Below are 15,677 nucleotides of genomic sequence, written 5' to 3'. Positions count from 1 at the left end.
GTGGGGGCGCCGCAGGCCCTGCCGGGTATCCTCGGCAGGACGGGGTCGCAGTAGATAACCGTGCTCCCCGGGAGAAGGCTGCGCTTCTCCCGGGGGACTCAGGGTGTGTACACGCTAGCCATGGGCGGTGCACAGGTACTTGGTCTCGAGGTATTCCTCCATGCCCTCGAGGCCGCCTTCACGACCGAGACCGGACTGCTTGACGCCGCCAAAGGGGACCTGGGGCCCGGTGATATCCATGGTGTTGGAACCGACCATGCCGACTTCCAGACGTTGCTGGTAGCGACGGATGCGCTGATGGTCGCTGGCATAGACGTAGGCGGCCAGACCGTAGACCGTGTCGTTGGCAGCGGCGATGGCCTCGTCATCGCTGTCGAAGGCGCGCACCGGGGCGAGGGGCGCGAAGGATTCTTCACTGGCGATGCGCATATCATCGGTGAAGCCGGCCACCAGGGTCGGCATGAAGAAGCGTGGCCCTGGGGCCTGGCCCTGGCCGCGACCGAGCACGCGCGCCCCCCGGGATCTGGCGTCCTCTACCAGTTCGCGGGCCTTGGCCACCGCGTCGCGGTTGATCAGCGGGCCGATCTTGCTGTCCTCATCGAAGCCGTTGCCCACCGGCATGTCATTCATGCGCTGGGTGAAGCGCTCGATGAAGGTGTCGTAGAGAGAACGGTGGACGAACAGGCGGTTGGCCGCCACGCAGTCCTGTCCGCTGGTCTGGAAGCGGGCGGCGATGGCGCCTTCCACGGCGGCGTCCAGGTCGGCGTCCTCGCAGACGATGAAAGGGGCGTTGCCACCCAGCTCCATGGCGCTGCGCTTGACCGTGTCGGCGGCCTGAGCCAGCAGCGTCCGGCCGACCTCGGTGGAGCCGGTGAACGACAGCGCGCGAACGCGATTGTCGTCACAGACCTTTTCGGAAAAGCGCTTGCCGGGGCAGGTGAGGACGTTGAATTCGCCCCGGTTCAGCCCGGCCTGTTCGGCCAGTCTGGCCAGGGCAAGTGCGCAGAAAGGGGTCTGGCTTGCTGGATTGACCAGGGTGGTGCAGCCCGCCGCCAGCGCGGCCCCGACCTTGCGGGTAATCATCGCCAGCGGGAAGTTCCAGGGGGTAATGATGGCCACCACGCCGACCGGCTGGCGCAGCGTGCCAAGCGAGATGTCGGGGTCATCCGAGGCCAGGGTATCACCGGCGATGCGTCGCGCCTGGCCGGCAAACCAGCGCAGGAAGCTGGCGGCGTAATCGACCTCGCCACGGGCCTCGGCCAGGGGCTTGCCTTGCTCCAGGGTCATCAGGCGGGCCAGCGCCTCGGCGTTGTCCTGCATCGCCTGGTACCAGGCCATCAGCGCGTCGGCGCGCTCCAGGGCGGGGGTGTCACGCCAGCGCTCGAAGGCCTGACTGGCGGCATCGATGGCCTCGCCCAACTGGTCCTCGGTCAGCTGGGGCACCTTGCCGATGGTCTTTTCGGTGGCCGGGTCTTCGACCTCCCGGGTCTTGCCGTCACTGGCCTCGACCCAACGTCCGCCAAGATAGGCATGGTCAGTCATCAGCTGGTTCTCAGGGGTGTGCATAGGGGCAATCTCCTGAAGAAGTTCCGTTTCCGACCTCCCCAAACTACGCTGCAACGAGCATGTCCTCAAGCCGGGCACGGAGTGGTAGGGTGGGGACGAATCGACACCGGACGTCCCTGTGGATCCCCCGCAGGGGCGATGACAGGAGGTCCCATGAACGTTCGCAGTGAAGGCGTGGTGATCGTAGGTGGTGGTGCCGGCGGCCTCGAGCTTGCCATCCGGCTGGCCAAGGCAGGCCACAAGGACGTATTGCTGATCGATCGTAGCGCCACCCATGTGTGGAAACCGCGGTTGCATGAGCTTGCCGCCGGTTTTCGGCGCGGCGAGGTCGATGAGCTGGACTACGCAGGGCTCGCCGAGCACTGGGGGTTCGGCTTCGAGCGCGGTGAACTCGCGGACATCGATCCCGAGGCGCGTACCCTGACCCTGGCCGAGTGGCCCGAAGACGACGGTCGGGTGAGGGTGCCCGGTCGCTGCATCGGCTACCAGGCGGTGGTGCTGGCGATTGGCGGGGTGACCCCGGACATGGGCGTGGACGGCGTGCTCGAGCATGCCCTGATGCTCGACAGCGAGGCCGACGCCGAGCGACTGTTCGAGCGCTTCTCGACGGGGCTGCTGGCGCATCGCGCCGGGCAGCGCAGTGATCCCTTCCATATCGCCATCGTCGGTTCAGGGGCCACCGGGGTGGAACTGGCAGGGCTGCTGGCCACCGAGGCGCGGGCCTCGAGTGTGGCCCCACGAGAGTGCCAGCCCAGGGTCAAGGTGACCCTGCTGGAGGCGACCGATACCTTCATGCCGGGCATGGAGGATGAGGTGCGCCAGTCCATCCGCAAGCGCCTTTTGAATGTCGGCATCGACATTCATACCGAACAACAGGTCAGTCGCGTCGATCGCGACCGTCTGATCACCGATGGCGGCGACGAGTTTCCGGCGGACCTGACCATCTGGGCGGCCGGTCGCGTGGGGCCGCCGGTGGCCGATTCGATCGACGCGCTGGCGACCAACAAGAAGCGCCAGTGGCGGGTGAAGCCGACCCTGCAGAGTGTCGACAGTGATCACGTCTTTGCGCTGGGCGACTGCTCGGTTATCGACGACGAGCCCGCACCGCCCACCGCCCAGGCGGCCAGCGAGCAGGCAGAACATCTGGCCAAGGAGTTGCCGCGTTTTCTCGCGGGGGAAACGCCGGCGCCCTTCGTCTACGAGGACAAGGGTACCCTGCTGTCGCTGGGTGAGGCCGGCAGCGTCGGCGAAGTGAAAGGCTGGTTCGCCGACGACGTCCAGTTGCGCGGGCGACTCGCGCGGGCGGCCTACCAGGGACTGCAGCGCCAGCACCAGTTCATCCTGCTGGGGCCACTCAAGGGTACCGCCGAGGCGCTGAGCGACGTCCTCGGCCGCTCGGTCGGGCCACGCCTGAAGATCCACTGACCACGCGTTGCGTGCGCAGGCGGCCGCCACGCCCCTGGCAAAGCGTCGGCGGCCGCTCGACTCAGCTCGGATCGATGGTCAACAGAAGGCGCGTCTCCCCTGCCTGCTGCGCCGGGCTGCGGTGTACCAGTCCGCGGCCCTCGTTGCCGCTCCAGCCGTCTCCCTTCAACAGTGCCAGGTCGCCGGTGCCCAGCCGCTGAATGGCATGGGCCTGACGAAGCGTCTCGGGCTTGTCCGGCGAGGGTGCGCCGAGCCCGGCGCGATTGACCGCAGACTCGGGCAGCCATTCGCTGCCCGGCCCCCGATAGCTGGTGACCAGTCGTACCGGCAACTTGTCGCAGTGAAAGCGTGGACACATGGCGCTGTCCAGCAGGCGTAACCGTACCCCCAGAGTGTCGGTGTCGAACAGCATCGCCATGGCCTGGGTCAACAGCACCACGTCGTCTACCAGGGGGCAGGCTTGCTCCGGGGCGGGCATGCTGCGCCGGAGTTCGCGCTTCATGGCGACGTCGGGAAGTCCCAGCCACTGAAAGCTCCAGCGACGCTTGGTATCGCACTGTGCCTGGATGCTGTGTTCCAGGCTGGGGGACAGCGCGCGCTGCATCACCGCGATGGTGATGCCTTGCTCGAAGATGCGCGGCAGGATCGAGGCATCGATACCCTGGGCCCAGTGGACACTTGGCTGCGCCTCGCAAGACGCGCTCGAGGCGTCTCCGTCGACGCAGGTGGACAGTGAGCTCGACAGCGACATCTTGGCGTCTCCATGGGATGTGTTTACAATGTTATAACGTAACATTTAAAACAAGGAAAGCGCCTCGTGCAGAGAGGGGCTTTCCTTTGCGAGCGCACATGGGGAGAACAGGTTCATGAATGATGCCAGGTTGCCGGTCACGGTACTGTCAGGCTTTCTGGGAGCCGGCAAGACCACCTTGCTGAATCACCTTCTGGCCAATCGCCAGGGGCGTCGGGTCGCGGTCATCGTCAATGACATGAGCGAGGTCAATATCGACGCCGCTCTGGTGCGCGGTGGGCCAGGGGCATCAGACGAGCTGGAGGACGGGGTCACGCTGAACCGCGCCGAAGAGCGCCTGGTGGAGATGAGCAACGGCTGTATCTGCTGCACCCTGCGCGAGGACCTGTTGATCGAGGTCCGCAGGCTGGCCGAGGAGGGGCGCTTCGACAGCCTGGTGATCGAATCCACCGGCATCTCTGAACCCCTGCCGGTGGCGGAGACCTTTACCTTCGCCGATGAGGACGGTCAGTGCCTGTCCGAGATCGCCAGACTCGATACCCTGGTCACCGTGGTCGATGGCGCCAATTTTCTGAGCCAGTACTCTGAAGCCCGCTCCCTCAAGGAGGCGGGGGAGTCGCTGGGCGAGGACGATGAGCGCAATGTCGCCGACCTGCTGGTGGACCAGATCGAGTTCTGCGATGTGCTGGCGATCAGCAAGTGCGACCTGATCTCGGCGCAGCAACTGGCGGAGGTCGAGGCGGTACTGCGCGCCCTCAATCCCGAGGCCGACATCGTCCACATGGTCCAGGGCGAGGTGGCGCTGTCGCGGGTGCTGGATACCGGACGCTTCAGCTTCGAGCGGGCCCAGCGGGCGCCGGGCTGGCTCAAGGAGCTGCGCGGTGAGCATGTGCCGGAAACCGAGGAGTACGGTATCTCGAGTTTTGCCTATGAGGCGCGCCGCCCCTTCCACCCGCGCAGGTTTCATGAACTGCTGCATGGCGACTGGTTCGGTGGCACCTTGCTGCGCTCCAAGGGGTTCTTCTGGCTAGCCAGCCGTCCTCAGTTCGCCGGTCAGTGGAGTCAGGCGGGAGGCATCGCTCACCATGGCCTGGCGGGTCGCTTCTGGCGGGCGGTACCCGAGGATCAGTGGCCCGAGGACCCGGAGTATCGCGAGGCGATTCTGGCCAAATGGCAGGAGCCCTTCGGTGATATGCGCCAGGAACTGGTGTTCATCGGCCAGAACCTGGCGGAGCATCGCATTCGTCAGGCGCTGGATGAGTGCCTGCTGAGCGAATCGGAGCTGGCCCTCGGCATGGACGCCTGGGTCGGCTCGGATGACCCTTTTCCAGCCTGGTAAGGCCCGGTGCACGACGCCATTACCGCCAGCCGCTCAGGCCAGCCGATCAGCCAATCAGGCCAGCTAGAGGGCCCACCTGCCGACTGTCGGGAAAGACCTGCTCGGCCAGGGGATCGAGGTCGAGGCCAAGGTGGTCACGCAGCACACCCTTGAGGACGGCGCGGGTGTCCTGGGCGGCGATCAGATCACGGTCGTCACGCAACCGGGCGAGCCCCGGCCACTGGCCGTGGACGCGCCCCCCTCGAATGGCGCCACCGGCCAGCAGGATGCAGCTGGCGGTGCCATGATCGGTGCCACCGGTGCCGTTGACGGCCACCGTGCGGCCAAACTCGGTGATGACCACCACGGCGGTGCGCTGCCAGCGTTCGCCGAGCTTGCCGTGCAGCGCTGCAAGCCCGCTATCCAGCTGTTCAAGCTTGCGTGACAGCACCGCATTCTGGCGAGCGTGGGTGTCCCAGCCGTCGTCCTCCACCATGGCGATCTGGGGGCCATCTGCGGCGGACAGGAACTGCGCTGCCGCCGCCAGGGTGTCCTCCAGCCGGCCACCGCTGTCGACGCCAGTGGGGGCCATCTGTTGCATCGCCAGGGCGCGCTCGAACACCGGGCCCAGTCGGGCATCCTGTCGATAGAGCGCTGCGACCCGCTGGGCCAGTGACGGCTGGGTGGTGCCGTGCGCCGACGGCGACCAGGTGGCGAAGGGGGCCGGCCCACGGATCAACAACGGGCGCGAGGAGGTGAGGCCCAGCCCCTGGGTGTCGCCGAGGCTGCCCACCGCTCGGTTCAGCCAGCCGGTGCGGCTTCCTGTGGGGGTGGCGGTGCCGTTTTCCAGGCACTCCTGGGCGTCGAAGTGCGAGCGTCCCTGATAGGGCAGTCCGCAGGCGTGAACCACGGCGAAGTCGCCGGCCTGGTAGAGACGGTGGCAGAAGGCCAGTGACGGATGCAGCGAAAAGGTCCCGTCCAGTCGTGGTGCAACGACTCCTTCCTGCGATGCCAGGCTACCGCGCAAGCGCTGGTAGGCGGGGTCGCTGTCGCAGGGGACGGCGGCGAGGCCATCGAGGGCACCGCGCAGCAGTACGACGACCAGGCGGCGCTTGCCGAGCGGGGAGTCTGCCGCAGCCAGCGAGGGCCACAGCAGCAGGCTGGTGCCTGCGCCCAGCGCCTTGAGAAACTCGCGTCGGTTGAACATAGCGGATTCCATTGGGTGGTGTCGCGACGGCGCTCAGCGCCACTGAAACTCGGGGCTTGCCAGCACCATGGCCAGCGCCTGGTTGCGGGGCGCCTGACTGAGCGCCACGGCGGTGGCTTCACGCAGGCGAGGGCCCAGGCTCTGCTGGGCCAGCTCCATGGCCTCGCCGCTGGCGTCACCGGCGTGGCGCTGGGCCACCAGCAGTCGCTTGTTCAAGGTGTCGGCACCGATCCAGTCGTTGGCATCATCGCTCCATCCGGCCGGGGCGCCGGCAAGAAAAGGTGGCTGGCCCAGCAGGCGAAGCTGCTGGCCCCAGTCACTGCCATCGGGCGAGGGTGCCTTGCCCAGGGCGCGATAGAGCGCGACGAGATATTCCTGTGGACGGCGAAACTTGAGCGCTTGCGGCTGCCACGCCTGGGGGTGGCTGAACAGGGTGCGAAACAGCGTCGACAGGCGACCGTTCTCGTGCTGGAAGGTGGAGGCCAAGGCCGATACCAGCTCACTGGGTGGGTCGTCGGCGACAAAGTGACGGGCAAGCTTGGTGGCGACAAAGGTTGCGGTGGCCTCCTGGCCGGCCACAAAACGCAGCATGTCACGCCCCTGCCTGGCCCCGCCTGCAGCGAAGCGCCGCCCCAGCAGTTCTCGCTCGCCGCCTTGATGGGCCGCGCCATGAAACAGGCTGCCGTAGGGGCCGAGGGCCGGCGCCTCGGTCGATGGCGGCAGTTCGAGCCGTGTCCGCCATCCGGTGATGGCCCTGGCCAGTTCGATCACGTCCTGCTGTTGATAGGGGCCGTCCACGCCGAGGGTATGCAGCTCCAGGATTTCCCGCGCCAGGTTCTCGTTGAGCCCGAGCCGTCCGGCAGAAGCTCTGGCACTTCTGGCCAGCGGCGAATCGGGGCCCACCGACGCTGCATTGTCGAGATAGAGCAGCATGGCCGGATGCTGCTCGACGCCCAGCAGCATGGCCGAAAAGCTACCCGACACATAGGGCCGGATGGCCTCGCGCTCGAAGGCCCCGGGCAGCAACTGTACGCCGCCGCGGTCGGCGGACACGGTGAAGTGGTTGCTCCAGAACATCACCCAGCGCTCGAGTACCGGAAACGGACTCAGACACTGCTGGCGCCCCCTGGCCTGGATCTCGGCCTGTTTCATCGCGCCAAAACGCTCGAGCAGGGTCGGCAGGCTCTGTGTGGGCTTGTCATTGGCGGCGGCCTCGCTCATGCGTCGACGGGCGGCCGCGTGGTCTCGGCGAAAGCGATCGAAGTGTTCCAGATAGGTGATGGTGGATGGCAGGGCGGCGAGAGGATCGATCAGTGGCGCTCGTTCGGCCTCGTCGATCTGCGCCAGCACCCAGCCCTGGGGGTCCTTGGCGATCTCGGCAAGCTCACCTGGCCCCGCGCCGAGGCCAAAGCGATTGGCGGCGATTTCCGCCTGAACGAGGGTGGTGGTCACAGCTGACGCCTCCTGTTGGCATGGCTGACGAAGCCTGGGGCAGGATGCCGGGGGCCGGCCCTGGGGTGAGGCGCCGGGGATCGCCAACAGTTTGGCCGGTAGGTGGCGGGGGCGTTCAGCCGAGCAGGGGTGGATGATCGAGTAGGCCCAGGTCCGAGGCCAGGGCTACGCTTGCACCGGCCTAAGGCGCACCTTTCGTGCATTTTCGATAGGCGTGTCGCGCCAACGCCAACGCCAACGCCAACGCCTCAGGTCAGGGCCTTCGGTGGGGGTGCAAGCCGTAGGCTTAGGGGGTGTGCAGGGCAATACTCAACAGCACCCGCTTGCCCTTTTCGATTTTCGAGACGCTGTGCTGGTAGAGGTCGGGACGAAACAGGATCACCCGGTCGAACAGGTTGAAGATCACCTTTTCGGTCTCGAACACCCCGCCAGCCTGAGGGGCCTTCAGGATGAGGTTCAGCTTGTAGTAGCGGCCGCCACCCATGGGGTCATTGTGGCGATAGACGCTGTGGCCTTCGGGGTAGGTGACCAGGTTGGCGGTCAGCCGCCCCAGATCCAGCAGGGTTCGATTGGTGACGCTTGCCATGGGGACTCCTTGGAAGGGCGCGGGACGACTCGGTGATGTCGTGGGTGGCCGCCATTCAAACGCATTTTGAGCAATTGCTCAATAACGGGCGGTCGCTCCGTGCAGGCTGGGACCATCAGGACGATGTCTCGGGGGCGAGCCGAGCCGGCTGGCTGGCCGGTAATGAGGGCGAACAGTGGCGTGGCCGAGCCCTGTGGACTGAACTAGGCTGAAACGAGCCGGGGATAATCGTCCTTCGGCTCCCGGGACTGCCGTCGACAGCGACGGCAAGGGGGAAGCATGTCGGGTCAGATGATGTATCGCCTGCCAGTGGAAGCTGCCGAGCGTGTGCACATGCGCCGCTACATCGCTGCACTGGGCGCGTCCAAGGCTCGACAGGATAATCGAGGCTTCTACCACTACGCCGGCATCCATGGCGCCCCGGGGCGCTGGTGCTGGCATCATCAGTTCTCGCCTCGCACCAGCCTTAGCGCCAGGCTGTTTCTGCCCTGGCACCGGGCCTACCTCCATCGTCTGGAGCAGTCGCTGCAGGATATCGATGAAGAGGTCTCGATCCCCTGGTGGGACTGGACCGAAGGCGAGGGCATTCCCGAGGCCTTCGATGTTGCGCTGATCGATGGCGAGGAGAATCCGCTCCACTCCTCGCGCATCCAGCTTTTCCCCCCCCAGGTGCCCGAACCGGTGGACCTGGTCACCGAGCGTGATCCCGACGGCCTGTTGCCGGTGTTTTCCTTTCCGGTGGCCGACGTGAACGGTGATGGCCGGGCGACGCTGGGCGAGATCGCGGCCTTCCTGGTGGAGCGGGTGGACACCTTCGAGCAGTTCAATGACCTGATCGAGACGGTGCATGATCAGCTCCACGTCTATGTCGGTGCGACCATGGCCAGCACCACCTACGCAGCCTATGATCCGATCTTTTATTCTCACCACTGCATGATCGACCGGCTCTGGTCGCTGTGGCAGAAGCGCCACGGCATCACCAACTTTCCCCCGGGACTCGAGGAGATCGTGCTGGAACCCTTCGGCCTGACCGTCGGCGAAGTGCTCAATGTCCAGTCGCTGGGCTACGAGTATGCCCGTTCGGTGGCGGACCTGACCCTGGCCGGCAGCGGTCTGGAGGAGGCCTGATGATCGAGCAACGCTATCGCCTGCCGCGGCTCGACCTGGGCGCGCTTCGCGCCGATGAGTTCGAGGAAGCCTTCGTCGAGCTGTATGGCATCCACCACCTGCGCCCCAGCTACACCGCCTGGCTCTTCTTCAGCGCGCGCCTGCCGGCCAGGGTGACCCCGCAAAGCCGGGGCTATGCCGGCACCTTTGCGCTGTTCGGCCACGCCGAATGCTGGGGTTCGCCAGGACACTGCCATGGCCCGGATGGTCTCAGACGTTTCGATACCCGGCCTTCCCATCCGATGACACCGGCGTTCAAGCGGGTACCGGTGACCCAGGCCCTGAAGCGCCATCTGCACGCTGGCAAGAGCACCCTGGACATCCAGATCTACGCCTATACGCGCGAGGCCTGGCCCGATCGTGGCGACAAGTCACTGGTGTGTTGCAGCGGGGTGCAACTGGTCACCTTGTGATCGAGCGCAGGCGCAGTTTCGGTGTGCGCGGCAGGCTTGATGCTTTCTGGCTTGCCGAGCTGGCTTGCCGAGGCACTGTCCGAAAAGTCGACGAGCGCAGGCACTTTTCAGACAAGCCCTAGGCCTTGGAGGACTGGGCCCATAGATTGACCCCACCATCCACCGCGTAGCGGTCGATGTCGGCCAGCTCCTCGTCGCTGAAGTCGAGGTTGTCCAGGGCCTCGACGCAGTCGCTGACCTGATCGGGGCGGCTGGCGCCGATCAAGGCGCTGGTCACGCGGCCGCCGCGCAGCACCCAGGCAATCGCCATCTGCGCCAGACTCTGGCCACGCCGCTCGGCGATGGCGTTGAGCGCCCTTACACGCTCGAGGTTGTCGTCGGACAGGTGCTGTTCGCGGATCGCACCACCGCGAGCAAGACGGCTGTCGTCAGGCACCCCACCCAGGTACTTGGCGGTCAAAAGGCCCTGGGCCAGTGGCGAGAAGACGATCGAGCCGATGCCTTCATCGTCCAGCACATCGAGCAGCCCGTCGTCCTCGATCCAGCGGTTGATCATCGAGTAGCTGGGCTGGTGGATCAGGCAGGGGGTTCCCAGTTCGCGCAGAAGGCGAGCGGCCTCGCGGGTGCGCTCAGGGCTGTACGACGAGATACCGGCGTAGAGCGCCTTGCCCGAGCGTACTGCCTGGTCCAGCGCGCCCATGGTTTCTTCCAGCGGTGTCTCGGGATCGAAGCGGTGGGAGTAGAAGATGTCGACGTAGTCCAGATCCAGGCGCTTGAGACTCTGGTCGAGGCTCGACAGCAGATACTTGCGGCTGCCCCACTCGCCGTAGGGGCCAGGCCACATGTTATAGCCCGCCTTGGTGGAGATGATCATTTCATCGCGGTGGCCGGCGAAGTCGGTCTTGAGGATGCGCCCGAACATGGACTCGGCGCTGCCAGGCGGCGGGCCATAGTTATTGGCCAGGTCGAAGTGGGTAATGCCGTGATCGAAGGCGGTACGGCAGATCTCGCGAGCGTTGTCTTCATGGGCGTTGTGGCCGAAGTTGTGCCACAGCCCGAGGGACAGGGCGGGCAGCTTGAGGCCACTGCGACCGCAGCGGTGATAGCGCATGCGTTCGTAACGGTCTTCGGCGGGACGATAGCTCATGGTGGTCTCCTGTCAGGGCGCACGGGCGCCGTGGCTGTCGTCTCAGCACTTTAGCTGTGTTTGTCGAGGTATCCAAAAGGGCCGCCCCGAAAAAGCCAGGTGAAGGCGGGCAGCACGCAGGCAAGGGCGCAGTCCGGGCAAGATGGTGAGCGCCTGGAAAGGCGAGCGGGAGAATACTCAGGGGGACTCAGGCGACGGTGAAGCTGCGGGCATGAGAAGCCGTGAGGTAACCCAGGGCGCCATGTGCCAGTTAGTGGGCACATGGCGCCTGGGGCGTGACGCCAGGGGCAGGGGTCAGCCGCCGGCGTTCATGGTCTCCGGCATGGCGGCCAGGGTAGCCTCGTCGGAGAGCAGGTCGTGCAGGGTCTGGGACGCCATCTGGGAGTTGCCGTCCATGACCCCGTCGAGCCATACCAGCGCCTGCTCACGGTTGGCGTTCTCCAGGCCATTGGCGGCCAGGTAGGCCTTGGCCAGCGCCAGCCGCGCGGTCTCGTGGCCCTGACGCGCGGCCTTGAGCAGGTAGTCGGCGCCCTGGCGGGTATCCCGCTCGAGGTTTTCACCGCGCAGGTACTCGCGGCCGAGGCTGGCCTGGGCGCCGGCGTGTCCCTGGTCGGCGGCGCTGGTCAGCAGCTGTTCGCCCCGGCTCGGGTCCTGAGCCAGGCTCTGGTCGCCTCGCACCAGGGCGGTGCCAAGCAGGGCGCGTGCCGACAGGCTGCCGGCGTCGCTGGCCCGGGTCAGCCAGCGCTCGGCCTCGGCCGGGTCGGCGCTGACGCCATTGGCTTCGAGGTAGGCCTCGCCAAGGGTCTGGGCGGCGTACTCGTTGCCGGCCTCGGCGGCTTCGCTCAGCAGGCGACGACCCCGCTCGGGGTCGGCTTCCACGCCGTTTCCGGTCAGCAGCATGCCGCCCAGGTCAGCACGCGCGCCGGCGTGGCCACCGGCCACCGCCATCTGGAGCAGCTCGGCGCCCTTGGCCGGGTCGCGGGCGACGCCTTCACCGTCCAGGTACATGCGGCCAAGCGCGGCGGCGGCACCTGGATGACCCTGCCGGGCGGCACGCTCGAGCCAGCGGCTGGCCTCGGACAGGTTGCGCCCGACGCCCTGGCCGTCGCGATAGGCGCGGCCCAGGTCCGCCATGGAGTTGACGTTGCCCTGACGGGCAGAGGCGATCAGCGCCTGGATGTCACCGGCCTGGCCGCGATCGCGCTGGGTGCGCATCAGCGCCTCGGCGGCGGAGGGGTGGCCGGCGGCCTCGGCCCGTTCGAGCCACTCGGTGGCCTGGGCGAGGTCACGGCTCACCCCGGTACCGTCGCGGTAAGCGCGGCCGAGGACGACCATGGCGTAGGCGTCGCCCTGCTCGGCGGCGTTCTCCAGCAGGCGCCGTCCGTGATCCACCCGAGAATTTCCTCGCTGGGTCGAAGCACCATCGGCCACGGCCATGGCGTCGCCGCCCGGTTCCTGGGTGGGATTCGGGCCAGTCGGAAGCTGTGAGGTGCTGTCCGACGTACTGGTCGACGTTGTGTTCGAAGTCGTGTTCGACGTCGTGTTCGAAGCTGTGTTCGAAGTTCCGGCCAGCGCTTGTGTCGACTGGCCTGTCGTCTCGGGACTCAGTTCGCCGGTCAGCTCGCCGGTCAGATAGGCCTCGCCCAGGCGGGTGGCGGCGCTGGTATCGCCGGCTTCCACCGCCTGGGTCAGCAGGCGCTCCGCCTCACGGGGCTGATAGGGCAGGGGGCCGTCCTCGGCCAGATAGGCCTCGCCGAGGGTGCGCAGGGCGCCGCTCTGCCCTTGGTCGATGGCCTCGCGCAACAGCCGTTCGCCCCGGGCCGGATCGGTGGCCACGCCACGGCCGCTGAGGTAGAGCGCGCCCAGCTGTTCGGTGGCAAACGGATGGCCCAGCTCATGTCCGCGCTCGAGATAGCGGGCGGCGATCACCGGCTGGGTCGGCACCACCTCATCGGCCAGGTAGGCCTGGCCGAGCATCGCCAGTGCCAGCGGGTCGTCGTGTCGGGCGGCCTGCTCGAGCAGGCGGATGCCGCGCTGGGGTTCCGCCGGCAGGGCATCGCCTTCCAGCAAGGCGCGACCCAGGGTCACGCGGGCGTCGACCGAGTCCTCGTCGATGGCCTTTTCGAGCCAATTGCGTGCCTCGATTGGCCGTGCCCTGAGGCCGTCGCCCTCCAGCAGAATCCGGCCCAGGCGCTCCATGGCGTCGACGTCACCGTTCTCGGCCGCCTGGGTCAGCAGGGTCACGCCCTGCTCGGCGCGGCCGCTGTCGAGCATCTCGCGGCCCGCCTTGGCCACCGCGTCGGGGTCACCGGCCTGGGCGGCCTGGGTCAGCCAGTGCAGGCGGCGATCGTCGTCGCCTGCCAGCAGGCCGTCGGCCGAGTACAGCTCAGCCAGTTCGGTCATCGCCTTGATATCGCCGCCGCCGGCGCGCTCGCGCAGGCCTTCGGCGTAACGCTCGGCGTACTCGCGCGAGCGTGCCTTGTCGGTGTCGAGCCAACCGCCTTCGGCGTAGGCGTTGGCCAGTGCCAGGATGGCATCCGGGTTACCGTTGTTCGCTGCCTGACGATACAGCGCCAGGGCGCGCTGGGGGTCCGCCGCGACGCCGTCGGCGCCGCGGGCCAGCAATGAGGCCATCACCACGCCTTCGTCACGGCCGATTTCCTCTTCCATGGCCTGCTCGAGCAGATAGTAGGCCAGTACCGGACGATAGGGCGCACCCTGCTGTTCCAGGCTCAGCTTGGCCAGGTTGAGCGATGCGTGGCCAAGGATATAGGACGGCGTGCGCACGGCGTCCTCGTAGTAGGCAGCGGCCTTGGCGGGATCCGCCTGGATGCCCTTGCCCTGATCCCAGATCTTGCCGAGTTCGTAGTAGGCCTTGGGGATGTCCTGGGCGGCCAGCCCCTTGAGCTTGAGGATCGCCTCTCGGGTCTGGCCGGCAGCGACGAGCTGCTGCGCCTCTTCCAGGGTGTTGTCATGCATCCATTCGGGGTTGCGTGGCTGCTCCTTGTTGAAGAAGTCCTGATACTCGGCAGGCAGCGGGTCGACGCCGGTACTCTGGAACTCGGTACCGGGGGCGGCGCAGCCGCCGAGCCACAGCGCCACGGCGACCGAGGCGGTGAGCGGAAAGGCCCGGGACCAGCGTTGGCCCTGGGCGGTGTGGGGGCGAAAACGGGGGAGCATCATAAGCAGGCCTCCTGGTTGATCGTGTGCTGTCACTGAGACGCGCTGTCGTCGTCGAGACCCTCGAAGGCGGTGGTCTCGCGCTCCTGTTCATCGACGACGAGGTGCTGCTGCGCCTCGGGTGACATGAAGTACAACGTCTGGTAACCGCCGGCGCTGCGGTTGTAGACCGGACGCACCTGGGCCAGGAACCGTTCGATGCGCGGGTCATCGAAGCGGCTCTGATAGATCTCCATCCAGGCGAAGTACTGGTTGTCCTTGAGAAAGCCGGTGTACTGCTCGTGGGGGGCCAGGTCTCCAAGCGCCTCGGGATCGTTGAAGATGGTCATGGCGAAGTCCACGGCGTCGTGGATGTCATGGCCGTTGATCTCGAGTTCGAAGATGTCATAGCCCTGGCGTGCGATGACCTGCATGTTGGTGATCAGGTAGAGCAGCGCATAGTTCTGGTAGTGGGTGGCGCGACGACCACGCTCGATCTCCAGCGGAAAGGCGCCGCGCTCGGTCATGTCGGAGAGCGCCGAATGGATGGCGCTGACGCCGAAGCGAAACAGCTCATCGTCCTCGGTAATCACGCCGATCATGCTGGCGTAGAGGGCGCGGCGGTAGAAGTGGTTGTTGCAGCAGCTGTTGCCGGGCTGCCCCTGAATGGCGGCGTGCTTGTGGGCGAGCCGGTTGAGCCACTGCTCGACACGTTGCTTGGCCTGGTCGCTGCCCTCGACGCGGGGACGCACCACCGAGTAGGCCATGCCCGCGGCGAAGATCATCGATTCGGTGGCGAACCAGGCCTGAGGCTCCTTGGGATCGTAGTGGAAGTCGGTCAGGGCATCGTGCTGGGCCCATTGATCGAGAAAGGTCACCAGGCAGTCGGCGTAGTAGGTGTCGCCGGTGGCCACGAAGGAGCCGGCGAGCATCGACACACTGTCCTCGAAGTCGAACAGGGGTTCGGATGCCAGTTCCCACTCCTTGGGGCTGGGATAATAGCCGGGGATCCGCAGGCGCGTGGTAATCGGCTCCTGGGCCAGCAGTTGCTGGCAGCTGGGTCCGTTGGTCAGTTGATCGAGCTCCTGCAACAGGATCGAGTTGTCGGTGTCGGCCAGTGTTTCCATGCGGGCCTCTACATCGAAGTAGGAGGCGTCAGGTCTGGTCACTCGGTAGTCGCTGAGGTCCAGCTCGGCCCGTTCTTCCAGGGTCATGGCGTGCGCGGACGATACCAGGGCGGCACCCATCGTCAGGCCGAGCGTCAGGCCCGTTGCCAGCTTTCCCGACAACCTGGCCGTCGGCCATCCCATCACTCTGTGTGCCAGACGCTTGAGCGGATTTGCCGAGCGTTGGTCGAAGTGGTGGCACCGGCCGGATTCGAATGCCGGCATCGATGGGCCCAGGCCTCGGGTGGGGAGGGGACCGGGGGATGAGCCATGGGATGGGTGCATCAAGCGTCTCCTTGGCGGCGCCCCGGGGGGCGCCG

12 protein-coding genes are annotated in these 15,677 nt (G+C 66.7%); 4 read left to right on the top strand and 8 right to left on the bottom strand.

What is annotated here, in order from left to right; translation table 11 throughout:
• Nucleotides 1-114: 114 nt before the first annotated feature.
• Nucleotides 115-1,566, bottom strand: coding sequence for an NAD-dependent succinate-semialdehyde dehydrogenase (locus RBB39_RS22195; RefSeq protein WP_306169419.1), 1,452 nt, complete (start codon nucleotides 1,564-1,566; stop codon nucleotides 115-117).
• Nucleotides 1,567-1,719: 153 nt separating this feature from the next.
• Between RBB39_RS22195 and RBB39_RS22190 the strand changes: the two genes are divergently transcribed.
• Nucleotides 1,720-2,991 carry an NAD(P)/FAD-dependent oxidoreductase gene (locus tag RBB39_RS22190; protein ID WP_306169418.1) on the top strand — a complete coding sequence of 424 codons (1,272 nt, stop codon included), beginning with the start codon at nucleotides 1,720-1,722 and terminating at the stop codon, nucleotides 2,989-2,991.
• A 61-nt stretch (nucleotides 2,992-3,052) separates the two neighbouring features.
• Here RBB39_RS22190 and RBB39_RS22185 read toward each other — a convergent pair whose 3' ends face one another.
• Nucleotides 3,053-3,742, bottom strand: coding sequence for a DUF1826 domain-containing protein (locus RBB39_RS22185; RefSeq protein ID WP_253028500.1), 690 nt, complete (start codon nucleotides 3,740-3,742; stop codon nucleotides 3,053-3,055).
• A gap of 115 nt (nucleotides 3,743-3,857) precedes the next feature.
• On the opposite strand from RBB39_RS22185, the gene zigA reads away from it, so the two are divergent.
• The gene (gene zigA / locus RBB39_RS22180; RefSeq protein ID WP_253028499.1) at nucleotides 3,858-5,081 is read left to right on the top strand and encodes a zinc metallochaperone GTPase ZigA; all 1,224 of its coding nucleotides are present in this window, start codon (nucleotides 3,858-3,860) and stop codon (nucleotides 5,079-5,081) included.
• Between the two features lie 46 nt (nucleotides 5,082-5,127).
• Here the strand turns inward: zigA and RBB39_RS22175 are convergent, their stop codons facing one another.
• The 3 genes from RBB39_RS22175 to RBB39_RS22165 all read right to left on the bottom strand — a co-directional run bounded on the left by RBB39_RS22175 (nucleotide 5,128) and on the right by RBB39_RS22165 (nucleotide 8,305).
• On the bottom strand, nucleotides 5,128-6,267 hold the full coding sequence (locus RBB39_RS22175) for a DUF1501 domain-containing protein (RefSeq protein ID WP_253028498.1): 1,140 nt from the start codon (nucleotides 6,265-6,267) through the stop codon (nucleotides 5,128-5,130).
• 33 nt (nucleotides 6,268-6,300) lie between these two features.
• Nucleotides 6,301-7,719: a DUF1800 family protein gene (locus RBB39_RS22170; protein WP_045992558.1), complete on the bottom strand. Its 1,419-nt coding sequence runs from the start codon at nucleotides 7,717-7,719 to the stop codon at nucleotides 6,301-6,303.
• A 286-nt stretch (nucleotides 7,720-8,005) separates the two neighbouring features.
• Nucleotides 8,006-8,305, bottom strand: coding sequence for a hypothetical protein (locus RBB39_RS22165; protein ID WP_045992559.1), 300 nt, complete (start codon nucleotides 8,303-8,305; stop codon nucleotides 8,006-8,008).
• Nucleotides 8,306-8,584: 279 nt separating this feature from the next.
• Here RBB39_RS22165 and RBB39_RS22160 point away from each other — a divergent pair, with 279 nt between their 5' ends.
• Nucleotides 8,585-9,433 (top strand): tyrosinase family protein, encoded by an 849-nt coding sequence (locus tag RBB39_RS22160; RefSeq protein WP_045992560.1) that lies wholly within the window; start codon nucleotides 8,585-8,587, stop codon nucleotides 9,431-9,433.
• On the top strand, nucleotides 9,433-9,885 hold the full coding sequence (locus RBB39_RS22155) for a hypothetical protein (RefSeq protein ID WP_045992561.1): 453 nt from the start codon (nucleotides 9,433-9,435) through the stop codon (nucleotides 9,883-9,885). The genes RBB39_RS22160 and RBB39_RS22155 overlap by 1 nt, the downstream gene beginning before the upstream one ends.
• Before the next feature lie 118 nt (nucleotides 9,886-10,003).
• Here the strand turns inward: RBB39_RS22155 and mgrA are convergent, their stop codons facing one another.
• The 3 genes from mgrA to RBB39_RS22140 form a co-directional block, all read right to left on the bottom strand.
• On the bottom strand, nucleotides 10,004-11,032 hold the full coding sequence (gene mgrA, locus RBB39_RS22150; RefSeq protein WP_045992562.1) for an L-glyceraldehyde 3-phosphate reductase: 1,029 nt from the start codon (nucleotides 11,030-11,032) through the stop codon (nucleotides 10,004-10,006).
• 294 nt (nucleotides 11,033-11,326) lie between these two features.
• Nucleotides 11,327-14,215, bottom strand: a complete 2,889-nt coding sequence (locus RBB39_RS22145; protein WP_052704332.1) for an SEL1-like repeat protein — start codon at nucleotides 14,213-14,215, stop codon at nucleotides 11,327-11,329.
• A gap of 29 nt (nucleotides 14,216-14,244) precedes the next feature.
• Nucleotides 14,245-15,501 carry an alginate lyase family protein gene (locus RBB39_RS22140; RefSeq protein ID WP_083970380.1) on the bottom strand — a complete coding sequence of 419 codons (1,257 nt, stop codon included), beginning with the start codon at nucleotides 15,499-15,501 and terminating at the stop codon, nucleotides 14,245-14,247.
• Between the last annotated feature and the right edge of the window lie 176 nt (nucleotides 15,502-15,677).

This window comes from Halomonas sp. MMSF_3323, from assembly GCF_030733595.1.
GTDB lineage: Bacteria > Pseudomonadota > Gammaproteobacteria > Pseudomonadales > Halomonadaceae > Halomonas > Halomonas litopenaei.
Note: the sequence above shows the minus strand (reverse complement) of the source record. Positions and strands in the feature narration are given on the sequence as shown.

Bases quoted from the DNA above. Each gene is read 5' to 3' on its own strand.
- RBB39_RS22165 (WP_045992559.1), bottom strand. From the start codon at position 8,305: ATGGCAAGCGTCACCAATCGAACCCTGCTGGATCTGGGGCGGCTGACC.
- RBB39_RS22190 (WP_306169418.1), top strand. From the start codon at position 1,720: ATGAACGTTCGCAGTGAAGGCGTGGTGATCGTAGGTGGTGGTGCCGGC.
- mgrA (WP_045992562.1), bottom strand. From the start codon at position 11,032: ATGAGCTATCGTCCCGCCGAAGACCGTTACGAACGCATGCGCTATCAC.
- RBB39_RS22185 (WP_253028500.1), bottom strand. From the start codon at position 3,742: ATGTCGCTGTCGAGCTCACTGTCCACCTGCGTCGACGGAGACGCCTCG.
- zigA (WP_253028499.1), top strand. From the start codon at position 3,858: ATGAATGATGCCAGGTTGCCGGTCACGGTACTGTCAGGCTTTCTGGGA.
- RBB39_RS22160 (WP_045992560.1), top strand. From the start codon at position 8,585: ATGTCGGGTCAGATGATGTATCGCCTGCCAGTGGAAGCTGCCGAGCGT.
- RBB39_RS22145 (WP_052704332.1), bottom strand. From the start codon at position 14,215: ATGATGCTCCCCCGTTTTCGCCCCCACACCGCCCAGGGCCAACGCTGG.
- RBB39_RS22195 (WP_306169419.1), bottom strand. From the start codon at position 1,566: ATGCACACCCCTGAGAACCAGCTGATGACTGACCATGCCTATCTTGGC.
- RBB39_RS22155 (WP_045992561.1), top strand. From the start codon at position 9,433: ATGATCGAGCAACGCTATCGCCTGCCGCGGCTCGACCTGGGCGCGCTT.
- RBB39_RS22175 (WP_253028498.1), bottom strand. From the start codon at position 6,267: ATGTTCAACCGACGCGAGTTTCTCAAGGCGCTGGGCGCAGGCACCAGC.
- RBB39_RS22140 (WP_083970380.1), bottom strand. From the start codon at position 15,501: ATGGGATGGCCGACGGCCAGGTTGTCGGGAAAGCTGGCAACGGGCCTG.